Annotated in this window: 19 protein-coding genes; 5 read left to right on the forward strand and 14 right to left on the reverse strand. The window is 41.0% G+C overall.

Annotated elements, in window-relative coordinates:
- Nucleotides 1-461 precede the first annotated feature (461 nt).
- Entirely contained in the window at nt 462-7,373 is a 6,912-nt protein-coding gene (locus LZF87_RS02965; RefSeq protein WP_244341641.1) for a PKD-like domain-containing protein, read from the reverse strand.
- Between the two features lie 373 nt (nt 7,374-7,746).
- Nucleotides 7,747-7,914: a hypothetical protein gene (locus tag LZF87_RS02970; protein ID WP_244341642.1), complete on the reverse strand. Its 168-nt coding sequence runs from the start codon at nt 7,912-7,914 to the stop codon at nt 7,747-7,749.
- Between the two features lie 359 nt (nt 7,915-8,273).
- Between LZF87_RS02970 and hflX the strand changes: the two genes are divergently transcribed.
- Nucleotides 8,274-9,503 (forward strand): GTPase HflX, encoded by a 1,230-nt coding sequence (hflX, locus tag LZF87_RS02975; protein WP_244341643.1) that lies wholly within the window; start codon nt 8,274-8,276, stop codon nt 9,501-9,503.
- Nucleotides 9,504-9,537: 34 nt separating this feature from the next.
- Here hflX and LZF87_RS02980 read toward each other — a convergent pair whose 3' ends face one another.
- From LZF87_RS02980 to LZF87_RS03035, 12 genes are all read right to left on the reverse strand, one after another.
- A complete protein-coding gene (locus LZF87_RS02980; protein ID WP_244341644.1) occupies nt 9,538-10,413 on the reverse strand; it encodes a DUF3078 domain-containing protein in 876 nt (291 codons plus the stop codon).
- A gap of 79 nt (nt 10,414-10,492) precedes the next feature.
- The gene (locus LZF87_RS02985; RefSeq protein ID WP_244341645.1) at nt 10,493-10,996 is read right to left on the reverse strand and encodes a DUF2480 family protein; all 504 of its coding nucleotides are present in this window, start codon (nt 10,994-10,996) and stop codon (nt 10,493-10,495) included.
- A 74-nt stretch (nt 10,997-11,070) separates the two neighbouring features.
- A complete protein-coding gene (locus LZF87_RS02990) occupies nt 11,071-11,394 on the reverse strand; it encodes an SUF system Fe-S cluster assembly protein (protein ID WP_023569718.1) in 324 nt (107 codons plus the stop codon).
- Between the two features lie 39 nt (nt 11,395-11,433).
- A complete protein-coding gene (locus LZF87_RS02995; protein WP_244341646.1) occupies nt 11,434-11,853 on the reverse strand; it encodes a SufE family protein in 420 nt (139 codons plus the stop codon).
- A gap of 1 nt (nt 11,854) precedes the next feature.
- On the reverse strand, nt 11,855-12,337 hold the full coding sequence (locus LZF87_RS03000; RefSeq protein WP_244341648.1) for a hypothetical protein: 483 nt from the start codon (nt 12,335-12,337) through the stop codon (nt 11,855-11,857).
- A gap of 12 nt (nt 12,338-12,349) precedes the next feature.
- Entirely contained in the window at nt 12,350-13,564 is a 1,215-nt protein-coding gene (locus LZF87_RS03005) for an aminotransferase class V-fold PLP-dependent enzyme (protein WP_244341650.1), read from the reverse strand.
- 70 nt (nt 13,565-13,634) lie between these two features.
- Nucleotides 13,635-14,801 carry a hypothetical protein gene (locus tag LZF87_RS03010; RefSeq protein WP_244341651.1) on the reverse strand — a complete coding sequence of 389 codons (1,167 nt, stop codon included), beginning with the start codon at nt 14,799-14,801 and terminating at the stop codon, nt 13,635-13,637.
- Complete coding sequence (locus LZF87_RS03015; RefSeq protein WP_244341652.1) at nt 14,785-15,780, reverse strand: DUF2157 domain-containing protein; 996 nt, start codon at nt 15,778-15,780, stop codon at nt 14,785-14,787. Before LZF87_RS03015 ends, LZF87_RS03010 begins: the two co-directional genes overlap by 17 nt.
- 111 nt (nt 15,781-15,891) lie before the next feature.
- Nucleotides 15,892-17,208, reverse strand: a complete 1,317-nt coding sequence (gene sufD / locus LZF87_RS03020) for a Fe-S cluster assembly protein SufD (protein WP_244341653.1) — start codon at nt 17,206-17,208, stop codon at nt 15,892-15,894.
- A gap of 1 nt (nt 17,209) precedes the next feature.
- Entirely contained in the window at nt 17,210-17,962 is a 753-nt protein-coding gene (sufC, locus tag LZF87_RS03025; protein WP_244341654.1) for a Fe-S cluster assembly ATPase SufC, read from the reverse strand.
- Between the two features lie 30 nt (nt 17,963-17,992).
- A complete protein-coding gene (sufB, locus tag LZF87_RS03030; protein WP_244341655.1) occupies nt 17,993-19,441 on the reverse strand; it encodes a Fe-S cluster assembly protein SufB in 1,449 nt (482 codons plus the stop codon).
- 19 nt (nt 19,442-19,460) lie between these two features.
- Nucleotides 19,461-19,790 carry a HesB/IscA family protein gene (locus LZF87_RS03035; RefSeq protein WP_244341656.1) on the reverse strand — a complete coding sequence of 110 codons (330 nt, stop codon included), beginning with the start codon at nt 19,788-19,790 and terminating at the stop codon, nt 19,461-19,463.
- 176 nt (nt 19,791-19,966) lie between these two features.
- Between LZF87_RS03035 and LZF87_RS03040 the strand changes: the two genes are divergently transcribed.
- The 4 genes from LZF87_RS03040 (at nt 19,967) to LZF87_RS03055 (ending at nt 25,161) form a co-directional block, all read left to right on the forward strand.
- Nucleotides 19,967-20,827 carry an MBL fold metallo-hydrolase gene (locus LZF87_RS03040; protein ID WP_244341657.1) on the forward strand — a complete coding sequence of 287 codons (861 nt, stop codon included), beginning with the start codon at nt 19,967-19,969 and terminating at the stop codon, nt 20,825-20,827.
- 108 nt (nt 20,828-20,935) lie between these two features.
- The gene (locus LZF87_RS03045) at nt 20,936-21,367 is read left to right on the forward strand and encodes a MarR family winged helix-turn-helix transcriptional regulator (RefSeq protein ID WP_244341658.1); all 432 of its coding nucleotides are present in this window, start codon (nt 20,936-20,938) and stop codon (nt 21,365-21,367) included.
- Between the two features lie 257 nt (nt 21,368-21,624).
- Nucleotides 21,625-23,229, forward strand: coding sequence for a S8 family peptidase (locus LZF87_RS03050; RefSeq protein WP_244341659.1), 1,605 nt, complete (start codon nt 21,625-21,627; stop codon nt 23,227-23,229).
- A 60-nt stretch (nt 23,230-23,289) separates the two neighbouring features.
- On the forward strand, nt 23,290-25,161 hold the full coding sequence (locus LZF87_RS03055; protein ID WP_244341660.1) for a M1 family metallopeptidase: 1,872 nt from the start codon (nt 23,290-23,292) through the stop codon (nt 25,159-25,161).
- Nucleotides 25,162-25,174 lie beyond the last annotated feature (13 nt).

Below are 25,174 nucleotides of genomic sequence, written 5' to 3' on the forward strand. Positions count from 1 at the left end.
TTGGAAAAGAGATCGAGAACCTAAGTAAGCATTTACTCCGTCAGTTTAGCTTACGATTCGGGCGCAATCGGTGCATTTGAAATACCGGCAGCTTTATTCTAGTTCTCTATATTATGCTGTGACAATTTTTTTAATTTATTTTTTTTGTCACGAAAACTGTTGCAATTTTTTTAAAATGAAAATTTTGTCACAAAAATTTTGCCACAAAAACTGTTGCATTTTTTTCAAAAATTTTTTTTGTCACAAAGAAAAACTGTCGTTCGCTAATTGGGTACTGAAGTTTAATCTGGTTATTTCGAGTGATTCAATATTGGTGCAAAAGATATCGTTACACACGATAACCATTGGAACAGTTCTATTTCAGTATACCATTTCCCTTTTGCAACCATTCTTCAAAGCAATAAAAAAACCATCTCGTTACGAATAAAGAGATGGTTTTTAGTATTAAGATCATCAGATGATTATCGTTTCATCGAGAAGTGTGCTTTGAATAATTTCTCAGCGCCGTTCTCTTTGTATTTAACAGTGAACCAGTAATCTGTCGATGGTAAATTTTGTCCGTTGAACAATCCGTCCCATCCGTTTCCGCCGGGAACAATCTGTTTGATCAGTTTGCCGTAGCGGTCGAAAATATGGATTTCTGCATTCGGCTGATCATCACTCAACGACCAGATGTTCCAGGTATCGTTGTAACCGTCACCGTTCGGTGTAAAGAAACGCGGATAACCAATGGTCACGATATGCTCAAGAGTAATATCTGTACATCCCGCTTCATCATGAATCGTTACGGTATGTTCTCCCGGTAATACATTCACAAAGACATTGCTGGTCTGGAAGGCTCCGCCATCCAAACTGTACAAATATGATCCGTTTCCGGCTACAGTTACTGTAATTGCCTGAGTGTCCTCAAAGTAATTTGTAACTACAGCTGTTGCAGTAGTCGCCGGATTAGAAGCTTTAACTTCAATCATGAACACATCAGTACAACCTGTAACCGCATTCATGATAGAAACAGTATACATACCTGCTTTAGTAGCCGTATAAGAGCTGGTCATAGCAATCACATTGTTCATGTTGTTTTCAAAATACCATTGGAAGTCATAATCCGCTTCACTTAAACCGGTATTCATAGGATATCCGTACATCAATGCTCCGGTAGTTGCATCAACACAAATCAATCCGTCAGGAATGTTGATTTTCGGTGTCGGATTCACCCTAACAGTTACGGTTTTAGGATCGCCGGCACAACCATTATTTATAGGTGTAATGGTATAAATTACCGTTCCTTGTGCATTTCCTGTAGTGGTTAAAATCTGACCGATTGGAATTCCCGCTCCCGGAGTGGTTTCAGAACCGCTGCCGTCAGATGCTCCGGTTACTCCGTTTTGAACAACTGTCCAGGAAATGGATGTTCCCACAATATTCGGATTAACAGTAATACCCGATGAATCGCCGCTACAAATAGCCGGCGGGTTCGCATCACTAAATATCTCCGGTGTCGGATTAACCGTTACCGTTGCTGTAACCGTATTACCAGTACATCCATTAACAGTTGATGTGATAGTATATGTAACCGTTCCTGCGATTGAACCAGCGGTAGTCAGCGTTTGACTGATAATATTTCCAGTGCCGGATAAAGCCCCAAATACGCCGTTCGGTAAAGCAGTCCAGGTATACACGGTATTAGGAACATTGCTGTTCAACACAATATTGGTTTTTCCGCCCGAACATAAGATTGTCGACGAAGGACTCGCTGTAATTGTCGGTTTCGGGTAAACGGTAACAGTTACCGTTTTTGGTGCTCCCTGACAACCGTTGATATATGGAATAATTGTATAAACAGCCTGACCAACAGTAGTACCAGAAGCTGTAAGAAGCTGATTGATTGATGATCCAGTTCCGCTTGTCGCTCCCGTTACGCTGCCTGTCTGAGTAACATTCCAGCTGAAAGTCGCGCTTGGAATTGTACTTGACATAGTGATATTAGTAGAACCTCCTGTACAAATAGATGGTGCTGCATTAATAACATTTACAACAGGCACAGGGTTTACTGTCACGGTCACCGTAATTGGTGTTCCTATACAGCTTCCTACAGCCGGTGTAATAGTATAGGTCACGGTTCCTGAAGCAGTTCCTGAAGTAAGAACCTGAGAAATAATGTTTCCGCTTCCGTTAGATGCTCCTGTTACACCTCCTGTTTGAGTATATGTCCATGTGAAAGTGGTATTCGGAACAGGACCTTGTAAGCGAATTCCTGTAGACTGTCCGGAACACAATGTTTGTGGTCCTGGATCCGTTACTGTAGGTGTCTGCACCACAGTTACGGTCACCGACCCTGTTAACTGCTGAACACAGTTTGGAGCGGTTGCTGCAGTCACGTTCACCAACGTATAGGTAGCATTTGCTGTTAAATTACCTGTACTAACAGTTGCCGTTCCCCCTGCCCCAAGAACTACCGTTTGGATGGCACCTGAGTTAACGGTGTAACCCACAGTTGCTCCAGCCGTACCTTCAAATTTAATGTCAGCCGAAGAATTGAAACAAACCGATGTTGCACCTGAAATCGAAGCGGTAGGCTGAGGCGCGATATTTACAACAACAAATTGTTGCGATAATGACGCTGTACACCCTCCTGCTGTAACGTTAGTCAACTGATAGGTTGTCTGAGCCGATAAAATTCCAGTACTGATATTCACAGGACCTCCCGATGCCGGTATAGTAACCGAAGCCGGAGTTCCGTTTATTGTATAATTAACTGTTGCGTTAGGAGTCCCTGATATAGCAATACCAGTGGATGTTCCTGTACAGATTGTAGATGCTCCCGAAATAGCAATCGAAGCGGACGGAAGTGGATTTACTGTTACCGTACCGGAATCGCTGGCGCTCACACAGCCAGTCACTGAATTTGTAATAACTACGCTGTAAGTACCTGCAGTTGAAGTTGGGAAACTCGCAACATTACCCGGATCAGGGAATCCTGCAGGAACAGTCCATGCATAATTATATGTTCCGGCTGTACCTGGTACAGCTGTCACAGTGGTATTTATTCCAGAACAAGTAACCGGATCATTAACCGTTACTGTAGGCAATGGATTAATCGTAATAGTAAATGTTCTTGCAGGACCGGTACAACCGAATTTCGTCAAAACAACTGTAATTGTTGCTGTTTGAGGCGTTGTTACCGTAGCTGCCGTAAATGACGGAATAAAATTGGATGTTCCGCTGGCTGCCAAACCAATTGCCGGATTACTGTTTGTCCAGCTAATTGTATCAAACGCGTCGCTGGTTGCAAAATTAACCTGATTAACGGATTGTCCTGAACATGCAGACACATTCGGAACCGCGTTAATCATCGGCGATGGACATCCGCAAGTGACAGTCTGCGGTGCCACACATGCGCTTCCTACCCCAGATACAGTAAATGTTATTGGCTGTCCGTTTGTCACTATATAAATAGAACTTGGAGCATTCTGACTTCCTGTTACCACTGGCCCTCCTGCAATAGAATAACTGTAATTAAAACTAGTTATACCCGGAAGATTCGACCAGTCCATATATATGGCATTAGGATGATCAGGATCGTTATTATAACCGCCGCAGTGTAAATTCAAATTACCGCCGCTTGAATTTGCCGTTACATTTCCAGAATCACCAGCACTACAGTTTGTCGCCGTATTGGTAACAACTACACTATAACTGCCCAAAGTAGTGGTTGTAAAACTAGGTACATTTCCCGGATCAGGGAATCCTGCAGGAACTGTCCATGCATAGCTGTATGTTCCTCCTGCCGGCAATACTGTCGCCTGAATTGTAGCTGTATCTCCTGTACATATTCCCGCATCATTTACCGTAACGGTTGGTAACTGGTTTACTGTAATGGTCATCGGAACAGAACTTGCACACTGACCCCCATCAGGTGTAAATGTATAGTTCGTCGTAGCCGTGTTATTCAATGCCGGAGTCCAAACACCTGTGATTCCATTGTTGGAAGTTGTAGGCAATGCTGACAATGTACTTCCAGAACAAATTGGTGCAGGCTGCGTAAAGGTAGGTGTAACTATAGGGTCCACCGTGATGGTCATCGGAACAGCAATTGCACACTGACCTGCATCAGGTGTAAATGTATAGTTCGTCGTAGCCGTGTTATTCAACGCCGGAGCCCAAGTACCTGTTATACCATTGTTAGAAGTTGTTGGCAATGCTGCTAATGTACTTCCTGAACAAATTGGCGCAGGCTGCGTAAATGAAGGTGTAACTTTAGGGTCCACTGTAATGGTCATCGGAACAGCGCTTGCACACTGACCAGCCGTAGGTGTAAATGTATAAACAGTTGTAGCTGTATTATTCAACGCCGGAGCCCAAGTACCTGTTATTCCATTGTTGGAAGTTGTTGGCAATGCCGATAATGTACCACCTGAACAAATTGGTGCAGGCTGCGTAAATGAAGGTGTCACACCCGGATTTACCGTAATGGTCATCTGAGCTGCACTTGCACACTGCCCTGTAGTAGGCGTAAATATATAATTGGTTGTAGCCATATTATTTAAGGCCGGCGACCAGGTTCCTGCTATACCTTCAATGGAAGTTGTAGGTAAAGCCGCTAATGTATCGCCAGGACAGATTGCTGCCACTTGTGTGAATGTAGGTGTCGCACCAGGATTTACCGTAATGGTCATCGGTACAGCACTTGCACATTGTCCAGCGTTTGGTGTAAACGTATAGGTAGTGGTTGCCATATTATTAATTGCCGGCGACCAAGTTCCTGTTACCCCATTGATAGAAGTTGTCGGTAAAGCAGGTATAGCCGCTGAAGAACAAACCGGCGCTACCTGAGTAAAACTAGGCACCACATTGCCATTATTTATATAGGTGATTACAACCTCACTTACACAATATAAGGTAGTCCATTTGAATTTATAAGTCCCCGGCACAGTAAAACCGGTGATAGCAGTAGTATTTGCCGTAGTATTAGCAATAACTGCAGCTGCCGGATTGGTACTGTCAGCAGACCAGATTCCCATCCCTGCAGCAGTCACTGTCGTTGTATTAGTATTACAGTCTAAAGTATAAGGACTTGCAGAAATAATACTGTTGTCTGCCGTAAAGGTAATCGCATCCAAGAAATTTCCAACAGTCTTATTATGATTAGAAGAGTCTAGTGCCTTGAAAATAAAACGGGTAACCGGCTGACCATTAGGAACCACATAAGTGCCTGTATAATAAGCCCAAGCTGCCGCTCCAGTAGGTTTAGTAGTAATTGAAGTATATGGTCCGCCCGGAGGTCCTGCCAAAAGCTCAACAATGTCAACACCCCATCTTCCTTTATGGGCAAATCCATAGCTAAATACAGTTGTCGTAGGTGTTGCATAATCCTGATACACCTCAGAATCTGTAGTACCATTTAATTCTATAAACTGTCTTCCGGAATAAGCCGGATGATTTTCATAGTTAGGTGCAGGCCAAACTTCTATAACATGATCCGGAGCGGTTGTTCTCCATCCCAACATCGTATGGTCAATTGGAAAACTTGGACCAGTACCGCCAATCACCGGTAATTCGAAATCATAGTTAACCGTATTGATCATACAGTTCAACGTACTTCCATTTGAAGGAGGCGGTGGCGTCTTAACACATACATCAAACTTTACATTCAGGTTCGTAGTAGTGGTATTTATAGATGCTCTCACCAAATAAACGGTGTTTACCTGCAGTCCTGTTGCCGTTATTGAGTTGTTCAAACTGCATGCAATCTGAGTTAAGCTCCCGCACGTTCCTGAATAGAGTGTTAGTGCGATTGGTTGCGCAACCCCTTGTTGGACTGGCGCTGGCGGAAATGTGAAGTTCAGTAAATCAATAGTGTGTGACGGATTGATCGCTCTAAATTGAAACCAGACATCACCCGAGTTATTGGTTCCACAAGTACCTCCTTGCGGAGAAACTGTTGATCCTATCATTGACATATTTCGTACTACAGTACATGAATTTGTATTACTAGCCGGAATATCTAACGGCATCGAACATTGGTCATATCCAGTCAAGGTCGTTGCTGTTACCGGACCTAACCAAGTACTCACATCGGTGGTAGAACATACTGCTCTCACGTAAAAATCATATGTTGTGGTTGCCAGTAAACCATTCATCACATACGGAGGCGGGGTATTCACCACCGTGCCCGTTGAAGTGGCATTCGGCGCAGTCGACCCCGTTGGTAATGCAATAACTTCCCATTTCGTTTCATTGTAACCCGGCGTCCAGTTTAATGTTGCGCTTGTATACCCCATGCTACTTGCAGTTAAGTTCGTTGGGTTCGGACATGTCGGAATATCTTCAACAATTACATCGTCGATATACAATCTGTTACCGTCCAGACCTCCAGCCGGCACGTTCCAAGCAATATACACCGCACCTGTTAACGGGTTGTTTGAAGCGTCAACTAAATTTACGATTTTCTCAGCATACGTAGTATTACTGTAAGATGTTAAAGGAACTATTGTCTGAGTAAAATTCGCAACAGCTGAGCCCGTCGTCGATAACATAACTTTAAAATCATTAGCATCGGTTGCCGACTGAACTTTATACAGAAACCTTAATCGCTTCGGACGAGGCGACGAATTTAAATTAATCTTTGGCGAAATCAACCAATCGTTATTGTTACCATTATTGCCATCTGTTAATATCGAGGCAGATTGATTCCCTTCAATAGGAGTAGTTGCCCAGTCCATGTTCCACGAATCCGCATCTCCATTTACGTTTGAAACAGTCCAGCACTGTTGGCTAATAGAAATCGAGTTGAAACCTTCCCTAAAAGTAACAGGAAACATATCACATGTTGTATAAAAAATAAACGGCCCGGACCAAGCACTCACGTCACTGGCAGAACATACCGCTCTTACGTAAAACTCATACCCAGTTAATGGACTTAAATTCGATACTGTAAATGGGTGATTTGTAACGGGTATAATAGTACCTCCTGTTGGTGAACCATATCCCTCATCCTGAATAACAATTTCCCATTGCGTTTCACTTGAGCCCGCAGTCCACTGTAATGTAGCGGTAGTTCCTGTAGCACTTACTAACGTCAAACCTGTTGGTTGAGGACAAGCTAACGCCAGATTGCTTGTTGGTGTTCCCCCCAACTTATTCGAGGACAAACCAACGCTTGTTTGCTTCGTTGCGTTTACTACTAAATTGGCTGCATCTGGAGTTGTTGATAAAAAACCACCAGTTTTCGGTACTCTGTTTTTTTCAAAACCATTGTTTTCCACAAACCATCCTGAAGAAAAAATCCCTTCATCACTCACGCCTCCTATAAGCCGGGAATACACCAGCACAGAAAACAACGACATGATAATTAACAATGTATTTTTTTTCATAACAATAATAAAACAGTTTTTTGTTTGTATAATTTCCAAATTTATATTAAAATTATTGGCATATTCATCCTAAATAATCATATTCACAAAATATTATGTATTTGTTAATTTTAGTTAACTTTTCGTTTATTTATAAAAAAAACAGAAAAATCTGTGTTTAATTACTAATAATTAAGAAAGAAACGAAATATTTAATATGATTAATAATCCAAATCCTATGTTTTCCTTTCAAAAAAAGAAATAGACAAATCTCATTTATCTTATGAAGTTTTGGACTGGCAAAGAAAGTGTGAACAAAAAACGTGTAAACAAAAAAAGCGCTTAATGAGGGCGCTTTTTCAATCATTTTACAAGATTGGCTATTTCTTCACAATCATGAACTCAGAACGTCTGTTTTTAACATGTTCCTCGTCTGTACATTGGTCACATTGTACTTTCGGCCCGCTCTACCTGATCCTTTGCCGGAGATGCGGTCTTTAGCAATTCCTTTCGGAATCATGTACTGCACCGTAGCTTTGGCACGACGATCGCACAAGTTCATGTTTAACTGATCCGTTCCGCGGTTGACCGTGTGCGATTAACCATAATCACCATGTTCGGGCTGTTTTTCATTACCTGAAACAATTTGTCTAACTCAAATATACCTTGCTTGGTGATGTTACTCTTGTTGTATTTAAAGAAGATATCGTTTAAGATACCTCTGTTTCCCTTACGATAACATCGATTGGATCCAATTCCGCCACAATAGGCATTTCACCGCCTTTGGATTTGACTAAAACCGAGGAATGGAATTAACAACATAAAATCAAAATGTAATTATACTCATAACATTTTGTGGCTATTTTGCAAAATAGCTTATTGTTACATTAATTACTTATTTTTGCAGTTCAATTCAGAAATATGCTAGAAAAAGTAACACATAACTTTGAGAAAACTGTCATCGTAGGGATTGTCACGCAACAGCAAAACGAAGACAAACTCAACGAATACCTGGACGAATTGGAATTTCTTACCTTCACCGCCGGCGGAGAGGTAGTTAAACGATTTTCTCAGAAAATGGACAAACCCAACCCAAAAACTTTTGTAGGGACAGGGAAAATGGAAGAAATCAATCTATATATAAAGGAGAATGATGTCGCCACGGTAATTTTTGATGATGAGCTTACTCCCGCACAACAAAAGAACATCACCAAAATTCTAGATTGTAAAGTACTGGACCGAACCAACCTCATCCTTGACATATTTGCGCAGCGTGCAGAAACATCGTATGCGCGAACCCAGGTAGAATTAGCTCAATGTCAATATTTACTACCCCGACTATCCGGTATGTGGACGCACTTGGAACGTCAGCGAGGAGGTATCGGTATGCGTGGTCCCGGGGAAACTGAGATAGAAACCGACCGTCGAATTGTCCGCGACCGTATTGCCTTGCTGAAAGAGAAAATTAAAACCATCGACAAGCAGATGTCGGTGCAGAGAAGCAACCGTGGCGCCATGGTTCGAGTGGCTTTAGTGGGTTACACCAATGTAGGAAAATCTACTTTAATGAATGCAGTAGGGAAAAGCGATGTTTTTGTGGAAAACAAACTCTTCGCAACCCTAGACACGACCGTGCGCAAGGTGGTAATAAAAAACCTTCCTTTTTTATTGTCTGATACGGTTGGATTCATACGTAAATTACCTACTCAGCTGGTAGAATCATTCAAAAGTACCTTAGATGAAGTACGCGAAGCAGATTTGCTATTACATGTGGTAGACATTTCGCATGCTGATTTTGAGGATCATATTACTTCGGTAAATCAGATTTTACAGGATATTAAAAGCGCTGACAAGCCAACCATCATGGTTTTCAACAAAATTGACTCCTATAAGCACCTGACGATTGCTGAAGACGATCTGATAACCGAAAAAACAACAAAACACTACACTCTTGAGGAATGGAAAAACACCTGGATGTCTAAAGTCGGAGAAGACCACGCTTTATTCATATCTGCCAAGAAAAAAGAGAATTTTGAAGAGTTCCGTGAAAAAGCATATGAAGCAGTGAGGGAAATTCATATCACCCGCTTCCCTTACAACAAATTCCTTTATCCCGATTATAAGGATGCTATTGAAAAAGAAGACGAATAAAAAAATCCCATCGATATCGATGGGATTTTTTTATCTAAAAGCCAAAGTTTACAGCTAGACCAAAAACCTGACGGGTCTGAAATCCACGAAAAGCATTATCATCATAAATGGTCTGGAAGGCAAAATTAGTTGTCAAGTACTTATTTATTTTCATGACTACATTCATCTGGTAATCCAGATCAACATTCTGGGTATCTTCCAGATAATTTGAGTACAAGCTCAGAATGTTTTCAATTGAAACATTGGCCATGATAATAATCTTATAATAACCCGCGACATAAGCTCCTAATTCATATCGCATGCTTTCCCCTTCTTTTACACCGAAATAAGCCTCATTGGGCAATGTGTGCCCACTGTCAACAAATGTAAACTTAGAGGTAAGCGGAGCAATGTTAAACCTTATGTTGTCATTCTTTTTCCAAAGCATTCCGGGTCCGAAAGTAAGATATCCCGGAGAAAGGAAATCGGAGTATTCGGTTCTGATTTCAGTACCGTTAGCATCTTTATCATAAATGTAGCCCACTGTAAATTGTGTCTTGAAGTTGGCAAAGAAAGAATACGACCAATAACCCTTTGCTTTTTTACCTAAGAGAGAATATAATTCCAGTCGGTCATCAGTTTTCTTTTCAAAAGCGGAATTTGCGGTTTTCACCAGTCCATAGGCTGCAATTATCTTATTGTCCCAGGTCCAATCGTCTTTTTTATAATTAAAATCGTAATTAACACCCAGATTTCCGGCAAAACTGTCTTCACCTCCGGAAACCCAATGGTTAAAACTAGACTGATTGAAAAGCAAGGAAGCGTTTCCCTTTGTCATCCAGTTTTTCGTGGTGTCCTGAACGATAACTTCCTGGGCAGAACTGCTAATTATTCCTATAAAACATAACAAAAGTGTAATCCTTTTTTTCATAATCAGTTCTTTTTTTGCTATTACTAAAATAGCAAAAATCCTGTAAAATTCAGAAAAAAAGTACTTTTCGCTGACTACTTTATTTTTTCTTGTAAAGCGGAACAGAAGAGCAGGCTTCTCCAAACATGATACTCTTGGCAAATAGCATCAATTTTTGCACCGCCAATACGTATACTTCCTGAGGGACAGGTTTATTGGAACATCCTTTCAGTATTAAGGGTTTTCCCTGAAAAGGAGCATAATCAAGCGACTCAAGCGTTTCTTGGTACACTGTCAGTAACAGTTCTTTCTTGGTTCCGTTAACTACTTTTAAAGCAAACGGCTGCAAAAAAACAGCAACCAAAGAATAAGCCCACGCGGGCAGAATAGCTTCTTCGGAACAATACAAAGCAACATAAACATCTTTATATTGTGACCAATCGTGGTTTTTTAGATGGTCACGAAATTCGGTTTCCTTCAGAATAAATCCACCAAAAAGCCATTGTGAAACGTCCAATTCAACAATAGGGTGCTTCGGGAAATAATCTTCCAGATCAAAAACCTGTAATGCGCTGTTAGCGACTCTGTTTACAATTTCGTCCATTGTGTAATTTCAGTTGCAGTTTACAGTCGCAGCAACAGAAAAACTAACTACTGCGACTAAAAACTGTTTGCAAATTATAACATTCCTAATTCCAATTTCGCTTCTTCACTCATCAAATCCTTGCTCCAAGGCGGATCGAAAGTGATTTCCACTTCACATGATTTTACAGCATCTATGGATTTTATTTTCTCTTCTACTTCCATTGGCAAAGTCTCAGCTACCGGACAGTTTGGAGATGTTAAAGTCATAAGGATTTTTACTTCATTGTCTTCATTGATCATTACGTCGTAAATCAATCCTAATTCGTAAATATCCACAGGGATTTCCGGGTCGTAAATGCCTTTTAATACTTTTACAACATCCTCTCCTAAATTGATTGTATCGTTAAATTCTTCCATTTTTATTTCATTGCGAGTTCGCAAAGCTATTTCTGTTAATTAATTCTTAGCCTGAAAGGCCAAAGCATACATTTTAATTTGTTTTATCATCGACACCAGTCCGTTGGCACGGGTAGGCGACAAATGCTCTTTTAATCCGATTTCGTCGATAAAAGCCGTATCTGCGTCCAAAATCGATTTCGGCGACTGATTCGAAAAGGCGCGCACTAAAATAGCGATGATTCCTTTGGTGATGATCGCATCACTATCCGCTGTAAATATGATATTCCCGTTTTTTTCTTCGGCGTGAACCCATACTTTAGACTGGCACCCTTTTATTGTATTCTCATCCGTCTTGAATTGTTCATCAATCAACGGAAGATCTTTTCCTAAGTCAATGACATATTGAAAACGTTCATCCCAATCATCAAACATGGAGAACTCGTCAATAATCTCATTCTGTATTTCCTTAATTGTCATTTTATTGTGTCTTTTTGGCCAAAGCAACTATCTTATTTACTAATTTTTCAATTTCTGCAGGCGGATAACCATGATCGAAACCTTGCGTTTCATATCGGTTGCTGTCTACCAGAAACGCGATGTTGGCATGTGCTGCCCCATCATAAAAACGTTTTTCCGTTGGCCATTTTAAATCTTTCACCGTTTGGAGATTTACAACTTTTGCAAGTTTCTCTATCTCTTTCCAGTCGGCATCGCTTACCGGAGTTGCAGGAAGTGACTTTTTATTTTCATCCCTATTTGTTGAGATGTATAATTTATGATCCTCAGCTCTTATAAAAAGAAAAAAACCTCTTGAATTCGCTTCGTATTCGATAACCGGCATTACATTTTGCTGATCCGCTGTTTTCATTTCAGTCGCATTCGATTGTTCGGCAGCCTTTTTTTGACAGTTGCAGCTTGCGAAAGTCAGTGTCAGGGCCACTAAAAGAGTGATTCTTTTCATAGTTTACAGGTTTTAAGATAACATTCGCTGCGCTTTTTTAACCGCTTCCACAAAGATATCAATTTCTTCTTTGGTATTGTAGAACGCAAAACTGGCTCGTATCGTACCCGGAATATTGAAGTAATTCATAATCGGCTGTGTACAATGATGGCCGGTTCGCACCGCTATACCTAATTTATCTATAATCGTGCCTATGTCATAAGGATGAATCCCTTCGATGTTGAACGAAATTACGGAAGCCTTGTTTTCACCGGTTCCATAGATTTTCAACCCTTCGATCTCCATCAGGCGTTTCGTGCCGTACTCCAATAATTCTTGTTCGTATTTTGCAATATTACCAAAACCGATATCATTCAGATAATCGATTGCTTTTCCTAATACAATTCCACCCACAATATTAGGTGTTCCCGCTTCGAATTTATGTGGTAAGTCGGCATAAGTAGTTTTCTCGAAAGTAACTTCTTTAATCATTTCACCTCCACCCTGATAAGGCGGCAATTGGTTCAGCCAACTTTCTTTTCCGTACAAAATCCCTACTCCGGTTGGTCCGCATACTTTATGCCCTGAAAACACGTAGAAATCACAATCCAACTCCTGTACATCGGGACGCAAATGCGGTGTAGCCTGTGCGCCGTCAATTAAAACAGCGGCACCAACGCCGTGCGCTTTATCGATAATATATTTAATAGGGTTCACCGTTCCCAATGCGTTGGAAATGTGGTTAACCGCTACAATTTTAGTCTTCTCAGAAAGTAATTTGTCGAATTCGGAAATAATCAATTCTCCTTTGTCATCCATTGGGATTACAACAAGCTTCGCTCCGGTTCTTTCGCACAAAAACTGCCACGGCACAATGTTGCTGTGGTGCTCTAAAGCGGAAACCATTACCTCATCCCCTGCTTTTACAATCGATGCAAAACCATTCGCTACCAGGTTGATCCCTTGGGTCGTTCCTGAAGTAAAGATGATTTCGTGATTGTGTTTCGCGTTCAGGTGTGCCTGGATTGTATTTCTGGAAACTTCATAGGCATCCGTTGCGAGCTGACTCAACGTATGCACACCGCGATGGATGTTGGCATTGATCTCGCTGTAATATTGGGAAATCGCATCGATGACCACCTGAGGTTTCTGGGCCGTAGCGCCGTTATCAAAATACACAAGTGGTTTTCCGTTTACGGTTTGGGACAATATCGGGAATTGTGCTCTTACTTTTTGAACATCAAACATTTTACTACTACTAATTTCTGCAAATTTACATCTTGTTTATTTAAAATTGGTATAAATAAATGATAAAATATTAATATTCTCCTCCTGCTCCGCCACCGCTGAAACCTCCGCCACCAAAAGGCAGCTTACTTTCAGTTATAGGTGGTTTTGTTTCGGTTTGCATACTCAAAATAAGAGCCTGAGCATTTAAAAGCAAATTACTGTCGGAACCTCGCTCGGGTTTGAATGTGATTCCTATTTCTTTATCCTTCAATGCTCTAATCGTGACAAACGCGATCGCAAACAATACAATTCCGCCAAAAATCAGGACAATTTCCAAAGGGATTAACTGATAATAATACCGTATGGTGAAAATGGAAAAACTTAACGTTAACAAACCTACAATCAGCATTAATCGGTCTTTGGAATAAATCGCATAGCCAATATAAAACAGCGGGACGATAAACGTCAGCCCATAAAACAAAAATGCCAGCGGAATATCGCCGCCCTCTTCAACCACAATACCCATCAGATTTTGTGAAAGTTCGCGAACAACCATGTAATTAACCGAAAAATATCCCAACACCAAAGCGAAACCTTTTAAGATACGAAAAGCATTCGCATACAGATAATATTTCAGATTAGCGTTCAATTTAAGATACAGCGCATAAATAGCAATGGCCAGTAAGAAGCCCAGAAAAGGTAAAAACAAAGTATCTAGAAGATGGTATTCCGTAACCAGAATAAACAACAAGCCTGCCAATCCAAAACAACTTATCAAGGCCGATAAGGCATATATATAACGGATACAACACACTAACCCGAATATAATCATCGAAGCAAAGACCGGTAGGGCAGCTTCAAAAGAAACGCCTATAGCACAGAAAAAGGCAACTTGCATACATAAGATAAATGCATCGTCCAACCCGTGTCTATAGTATCCTTTTGCCGCTAAGAATTCGGTTCCAACAAGACCGATTAGTACGTCAAAGTATAGTAACATATTATAACTATCGACATTATCTCCCATTAACAGACTCAGGAAAACAGCTAGCGAACCCACTGCAGAAGAAAACAGAAAACACCCCAACAAGAAAAAACCGAAACGCATCAACAGGTTCCCATTAGAATGCAGAATCGGGATTTTGGCAGCTATTTCGACCAATTGCGCTTTGGAAATGAATTTTTTTTCATATAAGGATTTTGATTCTGAAAGCAGGGCCTCGTTTTCCACTGTTGTTTTATCGTATGCTATCATTTCGCTTCTTGTTAAAATTACGAACCAACTTGATGAATAAAAGTATTGAACCGACCACATAAACCGGGGAAAGCATCATCGCAAACTGATACAGATCAGCCGAATCCACATACTCTATAAATTTGTACAATAGGATATTCAGACCGATATACCCGTAAACTAATGAAAACACAAAAAAAGAAACCGCTTTCAGTTGGTGACCGATACGGTAAAAATAATAGACTCCCCCAGCCATAACAGGTATAAAAGCAACCCAATAAGTTTCCAGTAACCCTGCAATACTAGACAATCCTATCAAATGCTGTGCGAAAGTGTAATACACGAAATGAAAGTGTTTTTTCAGGTTAGACCGAAGAGAATATATGGTCCAGAGAATGATCAGAACACCGAGCGCCACTCCGTAATAACTGAGTGTGGGATTGGAATAAATTTCGTTTTCAAAAACAGTTTTGGGCGTGAGGGTGATTCCGACAAAGGCTGTCAAAGCAGTAATGCCCATTGAGAGTACCATCCTACTGTCGAAATAATAGGCGAATGCGAAACAAAATGCGGCTGACATTAGGGAAACCAAACCGAAATCATTGCCAAAAACAGCGAATTGGTATTGAAGGTAGCCTATAAAAATACAACCAAGAATACTGCCCGTAAGCACAACATAATCGTAAATGGGATTATCGAAAAGCACTCCCTCTTTCGAAAATCCCTTGGCTCTTTTGAAACTGAAGTAAAAACACACCAGCATCAGCGAAAAATTCACTGCCAAAATAGTGATGTGCCCGATACTGTCAATGTTTTTATAAACCAAAGTTCCTACCCCGCCCGTAAACAAGAGCACCGACAAATACATCAGGAAAAGCAGTTCGGTGTTCAGGGAAAAAATTCCTAAGTCATTGTATTCTTTTACTTCCCGATGCTGCGCCTCCGAAATAAAGTCTTTCTCGGCAAGCTTTTCGACAATCACTTCTTCCTGTTTATCCATACGATAAGAATTTGATATGTCTAAATTTACGACAAAATCTTACACAATTAACAGGAATAAAAAAACCGCCTGTTACAGCGGTTTTCTTCTTATTTGATATAGTTTTCTCTCTTACAAATCAAATCCCATGTTCACACCAAGCTTTGCAGCGATGATTTTGGCGATTTTAGCCTTTAATTCCGGTATTTTGATACTGGAGGTCACTTCGCTGGTGAACGCGTACATAAGAAGCGCTTTTGCCTCTTTTTTCGGGATTCCTCGCTGTTGCATGTAGAACATCGCGTTTTCATCCAACTGACCGATTGTACAACCGTGGGAACATTTCACGTCGTCCGCGAAAATTTCCAATTGCGGTTTTGCGTTAATCGTTGCTTTGTCGCTCAATAAAATATTGTTGTTCTGCTGGAAAGCATCTGTTTTCTGCGCTTCTTTTTCCACGAAGATTTTTCCGTTGAACACCCCTGTGGATTGTCCGTCCAAAATAGTTTTGTAGTTCTGGTGGCTCTCGCAGTTCGGTTGCTCGTGGTTCACTAAAGTATAGTGATCTACGTGCTGTTTGTCGCCAATGATTGTAATTCCTTTCAACGTAGAATCAATTCTTTCCCCATGGTGGTAGAAATTCAAATTGTTACGAGTAAGGTTTCCTCCGAAAGAGAACGTATGCACAGCAACGCGGCTTTCCTGTTTTTGTGAAATATATGTATTGTCAATCAGGTTCGCCGTCTGTACATCATTCTGAATTTTGTAGTAATCCACAATAGCGCGCTTTTGGGCGAAAATCTCGGTAACCGAATTGGTCAGCACCGGATTGTCATTCAGACTCTGATGACGCTCCACGATCTGTACGTGTGCGTTTTCACCAACGATAACAAGATTTCTCGGCTGTACCATCAATGCGGCTTCATTGCCGGTTGAGAAATAAATAATTTCAATCGGTTTGTCAACCACCCTGCTTTTTGGGATATTGATGTAAGCGCCTTCAAACGCAAAAGCCGTGTTCAACGTCGTTAGGCTTTCATCTTTGCTGGCCACCTGATTGAAGTAAGTATCAATCACCATTTTGTATTTTGGTTTGGTCAGTGCCGAAGACATCAAGCAAACATCCAATCCGTCGTGCGTAGTGGAAGATAAAAAGGTATTGAAAATCCCGTCTACAAAGATTACTTTATAGGTATCTAAATCGTTCAGGAAATATTTCTTTACATCTTTGATATCGATGTTATTTTCCTTTTTCGGGAAGATGCTGAAATCGTTTTTCAACAACGCGTTCAGTGAAGTATATTTCCAGGCTTCCTCTTTTTTGGTCGGAAACCCTTTTTCTTCGAAATTCTTTAAGGCTTCGGTACGAACATTGTGCAGCGCATCCGCCACATCAACTTTCTCTTCAAAGGCCATGAAAGAAGCAAGCAGTTTTTCTCTCAATTCCATATTATGCTTCCTGTTCTTGTTTAATCCAGTCGTATCCTTTTTCTTCCAGTTCCAATGCTAAATCAGCACCACCTGTTTTCACGATTTTCCCGTCAATAAGAACGTGTACGAAATCAGGAATAATATAATCCAATAAACGTTGGTAGTGCGTAATTACCAACACAGCGTTATTCTCGTTTTTAAGTTTGTTAACACCATTAGCCACGATACGCAACGCGTCGATATCCAAACCAGAATCCGTTTCGTCAAGAATCGCAATTTTAGGGTCTAGCATCGCCATTTGGAAGATCTCGTTACGTTTCTTTTCACCTCCCGAAAAACCTTCGTTTAACGAACGTGATAAAAACTTACGGTCCATCTCCAGTAATTCCGATTTCTCGCGGATCAGCTTCAGCATTTCATTAGCCGGCATCTCCTCCTGACCATTTGCTTTACGTTTTTCGTTGATGGCCGTTTTGATGAAATTCGTTACCGAAACCCCCGGGATTTCCACAGGATACTGGAACGATAAGAATACACCTTTGTGCGCTCTTTCGTCTGGAGCCAATTCCGATAAATCCTCACCATCTAAAACGATTTCCCCTTCGGTTACTTCGTAGGTTTCGTTTCCGGCAATGATGGATGAAAGTGTACTTTTTCCGGCACCGTTAGGTCCCATGATGGCATGTACTTCGCCCGCTTTGATTTCAAGGTTAATCCCTCTTAATATTTCTTTATCTTCTACTGAAGCGTGTAAATTCTTTATAGTTAACATGCTATATGTGTCTTTTATTTTATATTCTGATTATCCTACTGAACCTTCCAACGAAATTTCCAATAATTTCTGAGCTTCCACGGCAAATTCCATCGGCAACTTGTTCAACACTTCTCTACTGAAACCGTTTACGATTAACGCAATGGCTTTCTCAGTCGGGATTCCGCGCTGGTTGCAATAAAACACTTGGTCTTCCCCAATTTTTGAAGTTGTCGCCTCGTGCTCAATCTTAGCGGAAGTATTTTTAGATTCGATATATGGGAAAGTATGCGCCCCACAATTGTTACCCATCAATAACGAGTCACATTGCGAGAAGTTACGTGCATTATCGGCTCTTGATGAAACCTGTACCAAACCACGATAACTGTTTTGCGATTTTCCGGCAGAAATACCTTTGGAAATAATGGTTGACTTAGTGTTTTTACCCAAGTGAATCATTTTGGTTCCAGTATCTGCTTGTTGATAGTTATTGGTCACGGCAATAGAGTAGAATTCCCCGATGGAGTTATCCCCTTTCAATATACATGACGGATATTTCCAGGTTACGGCTGAACCGGTTTCTACCTGTGTCCATGAAATTTTTGCGTTCTTCTCGCACAAACCTCTTTTGGTCACGAAGTTGAAAACCCCTCCTTTACCCTCTTTGTTTCCAGGGTACCAGTTCTGTACGGTTGAATATTTAATTTCGGCATTGTCAAGTGCAATTAGTTCTACTACCGCAGCGTGTAGCTGATTTTCGTCACGGCTAGGTGCTGTACAACCTTCCAGATAAGAAACATAACTGCCTTCATCGGCAATTACCAACGTTCTTTCAAACTGTCCGGTTCCTCCTTGATTAATACGGAAATAGGTTGATAATTCCATTGGACATCTTACGCCTTTCGGAATATAACAGAACGATCCGTCTGAGAATACGGCCGAGTTCAACGCTGCATAGAAATTATCGCGTTGTGGCACGACCGATCCGATGTATTGGCGAACCAATTCCGGATGTTCCTGAATTGCTTCGGAAATCGAACAGAAGATAATACCTTTTTCAGCCAGGGTTTTCTTGAATGTCGTCGCTACGGAAACTGAGTCCATTACGATATCCACCGCCACACCGGCCAGTTTTTTTTGCTCATCGATGGAAATACCAAGTTTTTTGAAGGTCTCCAGTAATTCCGGATCTACCTCATCCAAACTCTCGTACTTATCTTTTTTCTTAGGCGCCGAATAATACGAAATCGCCTGAAAATCCGGTTTTTCGTAGTGTACGTTTGCCCAATGCGGCTCGGTCATTTCTTCCCAGGCGCGGAATGATTCCAAACGCCACTCGGTCATCCATTCCGGCTCGTTTTTCTTTTTGGAAATCGCGCGAACAATATCCTCGTTCAATCCCGCAGCAAACGTCTCCGATTCGATATCGGTATAAAAACCGTATTCGTATTCTTTGTTTTCGAGTTCGACTTTTAAGTCGTCTTCTGTGTATTTTGACATAATTTCTTGTAACTAAATTTTATAGCGAAAATGATTCGCCACATCCACAGGTTCTTTGTGCATTCGGATTGTTAAACACGAATCCTTTTCCGTTCAAGCCTCCTGAATATTCCAAGGTGGTTCCCACCAAATAAAGGAAACTTTTTTTGTCCACGGCAATTTTTATATCGTTGTCCTCGAACACTTTATCATCTTCACCTAAAGTTTTGTCAAACTTTAGTTCATACGACAAGCCCGAACACCCGCCACTTTTCACGCCCACACGAACGTAATCGGTTGCGGTGTTAAAACCGTCATCTTCCATTAAAAGTGCGATTCGCTTTTTTGCGCTTTCTGAAACTTTAATCATAATGTTAATACAGATTAATTCTAATTTAGTGCAAAGATATTACATAAAACGATTAATACCTAACTACTAACATTTTTATAACTTATTCACGCATAGTCATTTCTTATAAAGGGATTTAGATTGCGGATTCTCTGAAGATTTACTAATTTGCAGACGCAATTTTTAAGCAGAAAACCATGAAACTTTACCCGATAGAAGCCGGAAATTTTAAATTAGATGGCGGTGCCATGTTTGGAGTGGTACCGAAGACCCTATGGAATAAGACCAATCCGGCCGACGAAAATAACCTTATCGATATAGCTGCACGTTGTCTTTTAGTTGAGGATGGCAAACGCCTGATTTTAATTGACACAGGCATGGGCGACAAACAATCCGAAAAGTTTTTCGGCTATTATTCGCTTTGGGGTGACGATACTATTGACAAGTCCCTGGCCAAATACGGATTTCACCGCGATGATATCACTGATGTGTTTATGACGCACCTGCATTTCGACCATTGCGGTGGCAGCGTAGAATGGAACAAAGAACGCACCGGTTACCGGCCTGCTTTCAAAAATGCCACTTTCTGGTCCAACGATAACCATTGGGATTGGGCCACAACACCGAATCCGAGAGAAAAAGCGTCTTTTTTGGCGGAAAACATTCTGCCGATGCAGGAAAGCGGCCAGCTCAAATTTATTGAACGCCCTCAAGCCGATTTCGGGATTTCAAAAGAATTGGATCTCGGGATTTTGTACGTAGACGGGCATACGGAAAAAATGATGATCCCGCATATTCAATACCAGGACAAAACCATCGTTTTCATGGCGGATTTGCTTCCAACAGCCGGTCACCTTCCCTTACCGTATGTAATGGGTTATGATACCCGACCGTTGTTAACGCTTCCTGAAAAAGCAAAATTTTTAAACACGGCAGCAGAAAAGAATTACTATCTGTTTCTGGAACACGACGCCCACAACCAAATCATCACTGTGGAACAAACCGAAAAAGGGGTACGCCTTAAAGAGGTTTTTACCTGTGAAGACATACTCGGATAAACGATTAAACGCCTTCCGATCAACAGAAGGCGTTAATTTTATATTAAAATTTAGTTGACATATCAATTACTTAAAAATCCTTCTTAACTTTGGGTAAAGAAATCATAAGTGGAGAAGTTAGTCAATATCATCTTTTACAACATTGATCACAGCATCAGACTGTATCGGATGTTTGCCCAGAAAAAACTGCGCGAACATGGTTTTAAAATAACCATCGATCAGTGGCTTGTAATCAAATGCATACTGGAAAACCCAACCATCACCCAGCACGAATTGAGTGAGTTGGTTTTCAAGGACAATGCCTCGGTTACGCGAATCATTGAATTACTGATAAAAGCCGGATATCTGGAAAAAGAAACCAATCCGGAAGACAGAAGAAAATTTATGCTTCATGTTACCAAAGCGGGCGAAGAAGTCATAAAAAACGTTCACGAAGTAGTATTGCAAAACCGCAGCATAGCGCTGAACGGAATCAACCAGAAAGAACTGGAAACAGCCGATGCGGTATTAAGAAAGATAATTGCAAATTGCAAACAATAACATCAGTCAAAAAACAAAAGAATCATCAATCAAAAACGAACTGTTATGATTAAGGTTATTTTATTCCTGATTACCATAGTAATCACAGCAGTGAGCTACCTTTTCATCTAAGAGTAGCTCTTTTTTTTACCTTACTACATTCGGTTCGGTTTCAAAAAAAATCTTAAATTGCTGCTTAATACAAAAAATTGTTATTCTTTTTCGATTTTGTAACAATTTCGAATACTTCAGACATATCTCAAAAACCAAGAATAATTATGAATATACTTAGATCTTATTACCTGTGCGCAGGACTGGCTTTAGCCCTGGCGAGTTGCGGAACGCAAAAAATGGTTTCCACTCCGGTTGAGAACATTGATAAAATGCCGATGAAAACAGGCAAAATTGCCGAAAACGATTTAAAACGCTGGAGTCATTTGGATTTAGGCAAAGACACTATTCCGGGAATGAGCGTGGATAAAGCTTACGCTGAATTGCTTAAAGGTAAAAAAGGAACTAAAGTTATTGTCGGAGTTGTTGATTCCGGCGTCGACATTGATCACGAAGACTTAAAACCTTCTATCTGGATCAATCCAAAAGAAATAGCCGGAAACGGAAAAGACGATGACAACAACGGTTACATCGACGACATCCACGGCTGGAACTTCCTTGGTGATGCCGAACATGAAAACATGGAATATGTACGTATCGTAAAAAAAGGAGATGATGGTTCAGCGACATACCGCAAAGCAAAAGCCGAGCTTGAAAAAGAAATGAAGGAAGCCATGCAGGGCAAAATGCAGGTGGATTTCATCATGGCCGGAGATAAAGCCATTGCCGATCATCTGAAAAAGAAAGATTACACTTTGGACGATGTTAAAAAGATCGAAACCACTGATCAAACTTTACTGCAATACAAAGACATGATGATGCAGATTTTGGCACAAACCGGTGGTTCCAAAGAACAATTTGATAAAGAAATCGAGGAATACAAAGATCATGTTTACGGACAGGTAAATTACCATTTGAACCTTCAGTTTGACGGAAGAAAAGCGGTAGGAGACAATCCGGAAGACCTTAATAACAAAAAATACGGTAACAATAACGTAATCGGTCCTGAGAAAAAAGGTGCAAAACACGGTACACACGTGGCGGGAATTATTGCACAAACCCGTGCCAACAATAAAGGCGGTGACGGGGTAGCAAGCAACAATGTGCAAATCATGGCCGTTCGTGCCGTTCCGGATGGTGACGAGTATGATAAAGATATCGCTTTGGGTATCCGTTATGCGGTAGACAATGGAGCTAAAATAATCAACGGAAGTTTCGGGAAATACTATTCAACACATCCGGAATGGGTGCACGATGCCATTAAATATGCGGCTTCAAAAGACGTTTTGGTAATTTTTGCTGCCGGAAATGAATCTTATGATTTGGATACGATGAACAAATACCCGACCGATTCGTATAACAACCAACCTGAAATTTCCAATAACGTATTGATTATCGGAGCAACGGCACCAACTTACGGTACGGAAATGGTGGCTGTTTTCTCCAACTACGGAAAAACAAGCGTGGATATCTTCGCTCCCGGAGATAAAATCTATGCGACTACGCCAAGCAATACTTACCAATACCTACAGGGAACTTCAATGGCATCACCAAATGTTGCCGGAGTTGCAGCCTTGATCCGATCCTATTATCCGAGTCTGACTGCAGCTCAGGTAAAACAGATTATCATGGACTCAGGAACACCTTTAACTAATAAAGTTAACGTAGGAGAAGGAAGAGACGTCAAACCTTTTAGCGAAGTTTCCAAATCAGGAAAAATAGTAAATGCTTATAACGCACTGTTAATGGCATCCAAGATGGCAAAAAAATAATTATATTTGAAAATTGTATAATCGGAAGGGATTTTTCCCTTCCTTTTTATTTGATCAAAAATGAAAAAATACCTTTTACTGTCGCTGTTCATTACCGGTGCAGTATTCGCACAGAACAACCCGAATCCGGGGTACTGGCAACAACATGCCGATTACAAAATGGAGGTTTCCATGGATATGAAAACCTACCAATACAAAGGAAAACAAACCTTGGTTTATACCAATAATTCGCCAGACACCCTACGTCGTGTGTATTATCATTTATTCAACAATGCGTTTCAGCCGAACAGCGCCATGGATGCCCGTCTCAAAAGCATCAAAGATCCTGACGGTCGTATGGTAAACAAAGTAAAAGTGGGCGATAAAGAAATCAAAGAAAGCCGCATTGCCGCTTTAAAACCTAACGAAATAGGATTTCTGAAAATTGCCAACCTGAAACAGGATGGTATGACGGCGAACAATAAAGTAGTCGGAACCATTATGGAAGTGGATTTGGCGAAACCATTATTACCACATGCCTCAACCACTTTTACCCTGGACTTTAACGGACAAGTGCCGGTACAGATACGTCGTTCAGGACGCAATAACAAAGAAGGTGTGGAACTTTCGATGTCACAATGGTATCCGAAAATGGCGGAATACGATTTCGAAGGATGGCAGGCAGACCCTTACATCGGAAGGGAATTTCACGGTGTTTGGGGGAATTTTGACGTAAAAATCACCATCGACAAAGACTATGTTTTGGCCGGTACGGGATATCTTCAAAACAAAAATGAAATCGGACACGGCTATCAGGATAATGGCGTAGTTGTGACGCTTCCGAAAAAACAGAAAAAATTAACCTGGCATTTTATTGCACCGAAAGTGCATGATTTCACATGGGCTTCCGATAAGAACTACCTGCACGACATCGCTCAGGTTCCGGGTGGCGCCACTATTCATTTCCTGTACAAAAACAATCCGAAAATCATCGATAACTGGAAAAAATTACAACCGGCTACTGTCAAACTGATGGAAATCTACAACGCTACAGTGGGCAAATATCCGTATGACCAATATTCGGTTATTCAGGGTGGAGATGGTGGAATGGAATATGCGATGTGTACACTTATCCTTGGAGAAGGTACTTTTGAGGGATTGGTTGGCGTTACAGCGCACGAAATGGCCCATTCGTGGTTCCAGCACGTTTTGGCTTCCAACGAGGCTAAAAACAGCTGGATGGACGAAGGTTTCACCACTTGGCTGGAAAACTACGGTTTAAATGAAATCGCCGATAAAAAGATCGATAACCCACACGAAGATTCATACAAAGGCTATTATTCCCTTGTAAAATCAGGTAAAGAACAGCCTCAGACCACACACGCTGACCGTTACGACGAAAACCGTCCGTATAGTATCCAAGCGTACAGCAAAGGGAATGTTTTCTTATCCCAGTTGGAATACCTTATCGGAAAAGAAAATCTGATGAAAACCATCAAGAGATATTATTCCGACTATAAAATGACCCACCCTACTCCCAACGATATCAAACACGTTGCGGAAAAGGTTTCAGGGGCCAATTTAGACTGGTATCTGATGGAATGGACCAAAACCACCAATACGATCGATTACGGCATCAAATCGGTGGAAGAAAACAAAAAGAACACTAAAGTGACACTGGAGCGTTTGGGAAGAATGCCAATGCCTTTAGATATTGTGGTAACTTATCAGGACGGTACTCAGGAAAGCTTCTACATCCCACAGACGTTAATGCGTTGGAACAAACCAAACCAAACTTCGTTAAAACGAACTGTTACGGAAGGTTGGGACTGGGCCTACCCTACTTTTGAATTTACAATCAATAAAGAAAAAGCAAACATAAAATCGATTGTGATTGATCCGAGCGGACTGATGGCCGATTTCGATAAAGTGAATAATGTTTACAACAAATAACAACAAAAGCTGT

The sequence above is a fragment of the Flavobacterium enshiense genome, assembly GCF_022836875.1.
Classification (GTDB): Bacteria; Bacteroidota; Bacteroidia; order Flavobacteriales; family Flavobacteriaceae; genus Flavobacterium; species Flavobacterium enshiense_A.

Bases quoted from the DNA above. Each gene is read 5' to 3' on its own strand.
- LZF87_RS02965 (WP_244341641.1), bottom strand. From the start codon at position 7,373: ATGAAAAAAAATACATTGTTAATTATCATGTCGTTGTTTTCTGTGCTG.
- LZF87_RS02970 (WP_244341642.1), bottom strand. From the start codon at position 7,914: ATGAACTTGTGCGATCGTCGTGCCAAAGCTACGGTGCAGTACATGATT.
- hflX (WP_244341643.1), top strand. From the start codon at position 8,274: ATGCTAGAAAAAGTAACACATAACTTTGAGAAAACTGTCATCGTAGGG.
- LZF87_RS02980 (WP_244341644.1), bottom strand. From the start codon at position 10,413: ATGAAAAAAAGGATTACACTTTTGTTATGTTTTATAGGAATAATTAGC.
- LZF87_RS02985 (WP_244341645.1), bottom strand. From the start codon at position 10,996: ATGGACGAAATTGTAAACAGAGTCGCTAACAGCGCATTACAGGTTTTT.
- LZF87_RS02990 (WP_023569718.1), bottom strand. From the start codon at position 11,394: ATGGAAGAATTTAACGATACAATCAATTTAGGAGAGGATGTTGTAAAA.
- LZF87_RS02995 (WP_244341646.1), bottom strand. From the start codon at position 11,853: ATGACAATTAAGGAAATACAGAATGAGATTATTGACGAGTTCTCCATG.
- LZF87_RS03000 (WP_244341648.1), bottom strand. From the start codon at position 12,337: ATGAAAAGAATCACTCTTTTAGTGGCCCTGACACTGACTTTCGCAAGC.
- LZF87_RS03005 (WP_244341650.1), bottom strand. From the start codon at position 13,564: ATGTTTGATGTTCAAAAAGTAAGAGCACAATTCCCGATATTGTCCCAA.
- LZF87_RS03010 (WP_244341651.1), bottom strand. From the start codon at position 14,801: ATGATAGCATACGATAAAACAACAGTGGAAAACGAGGCCCTGCTTTCA.
- LZF87_RS03015 (WP_244341652.1), bottom strand. From the start codon at position 15,780: ATGGATAAACAGGAAGAAGTGATTGTCGAAAAGCTTGCCGAGAAAGAC.
- sufD (WP_244341653.1), bottom strand. From the start codon at position 17,208: ATGGAATTGAGAGAAAAACTGCTTGCTTCTTTCATGGCCTTTGAAGAG.
- sufC (WP_244341654.1), bottom strand. From the start codon at position 17,962: ATGTTAACTATAAAGAATTTACACGCTTCAGTAGAAGATAAAGAAATA.
- sufB (WP_244341655.1), bottom strand. From the start codon at position 19,441: ATGTCAAAATACACAGAAGACGACTTAAAAGTCGAACTCGAAAACAAA.
- LZF87_RS03035 (WP_244341656.1), bottom strand. From the start codon at position 19,790: ATGATTAAAGTTTCAGAAAGCGCAAAAAAGCGAATCGCACTTTTAATG.
- LZF87_RS03040 (WP_244341657.1), top strand. From the start codon at position 19,967: ATGAAACTTTACCCGATAGAAGCCGGAAATTTTAAATTAGATGGCGGT.
- LZF87_RS03050 (WP_244341659.1), top strand. From the start codon at position 21,625: ATGAATATACTTAGATCTTATTACCTGTGCGCAGGACTGGCTTTAGCC.
- LZF87_RS03055 (WP_244341660.1), top strand. From the start codon at position 23,290: ATGAAAAAATACCTTTTACTGTCGCTGTTCATTACCGGTGCAGTATTC.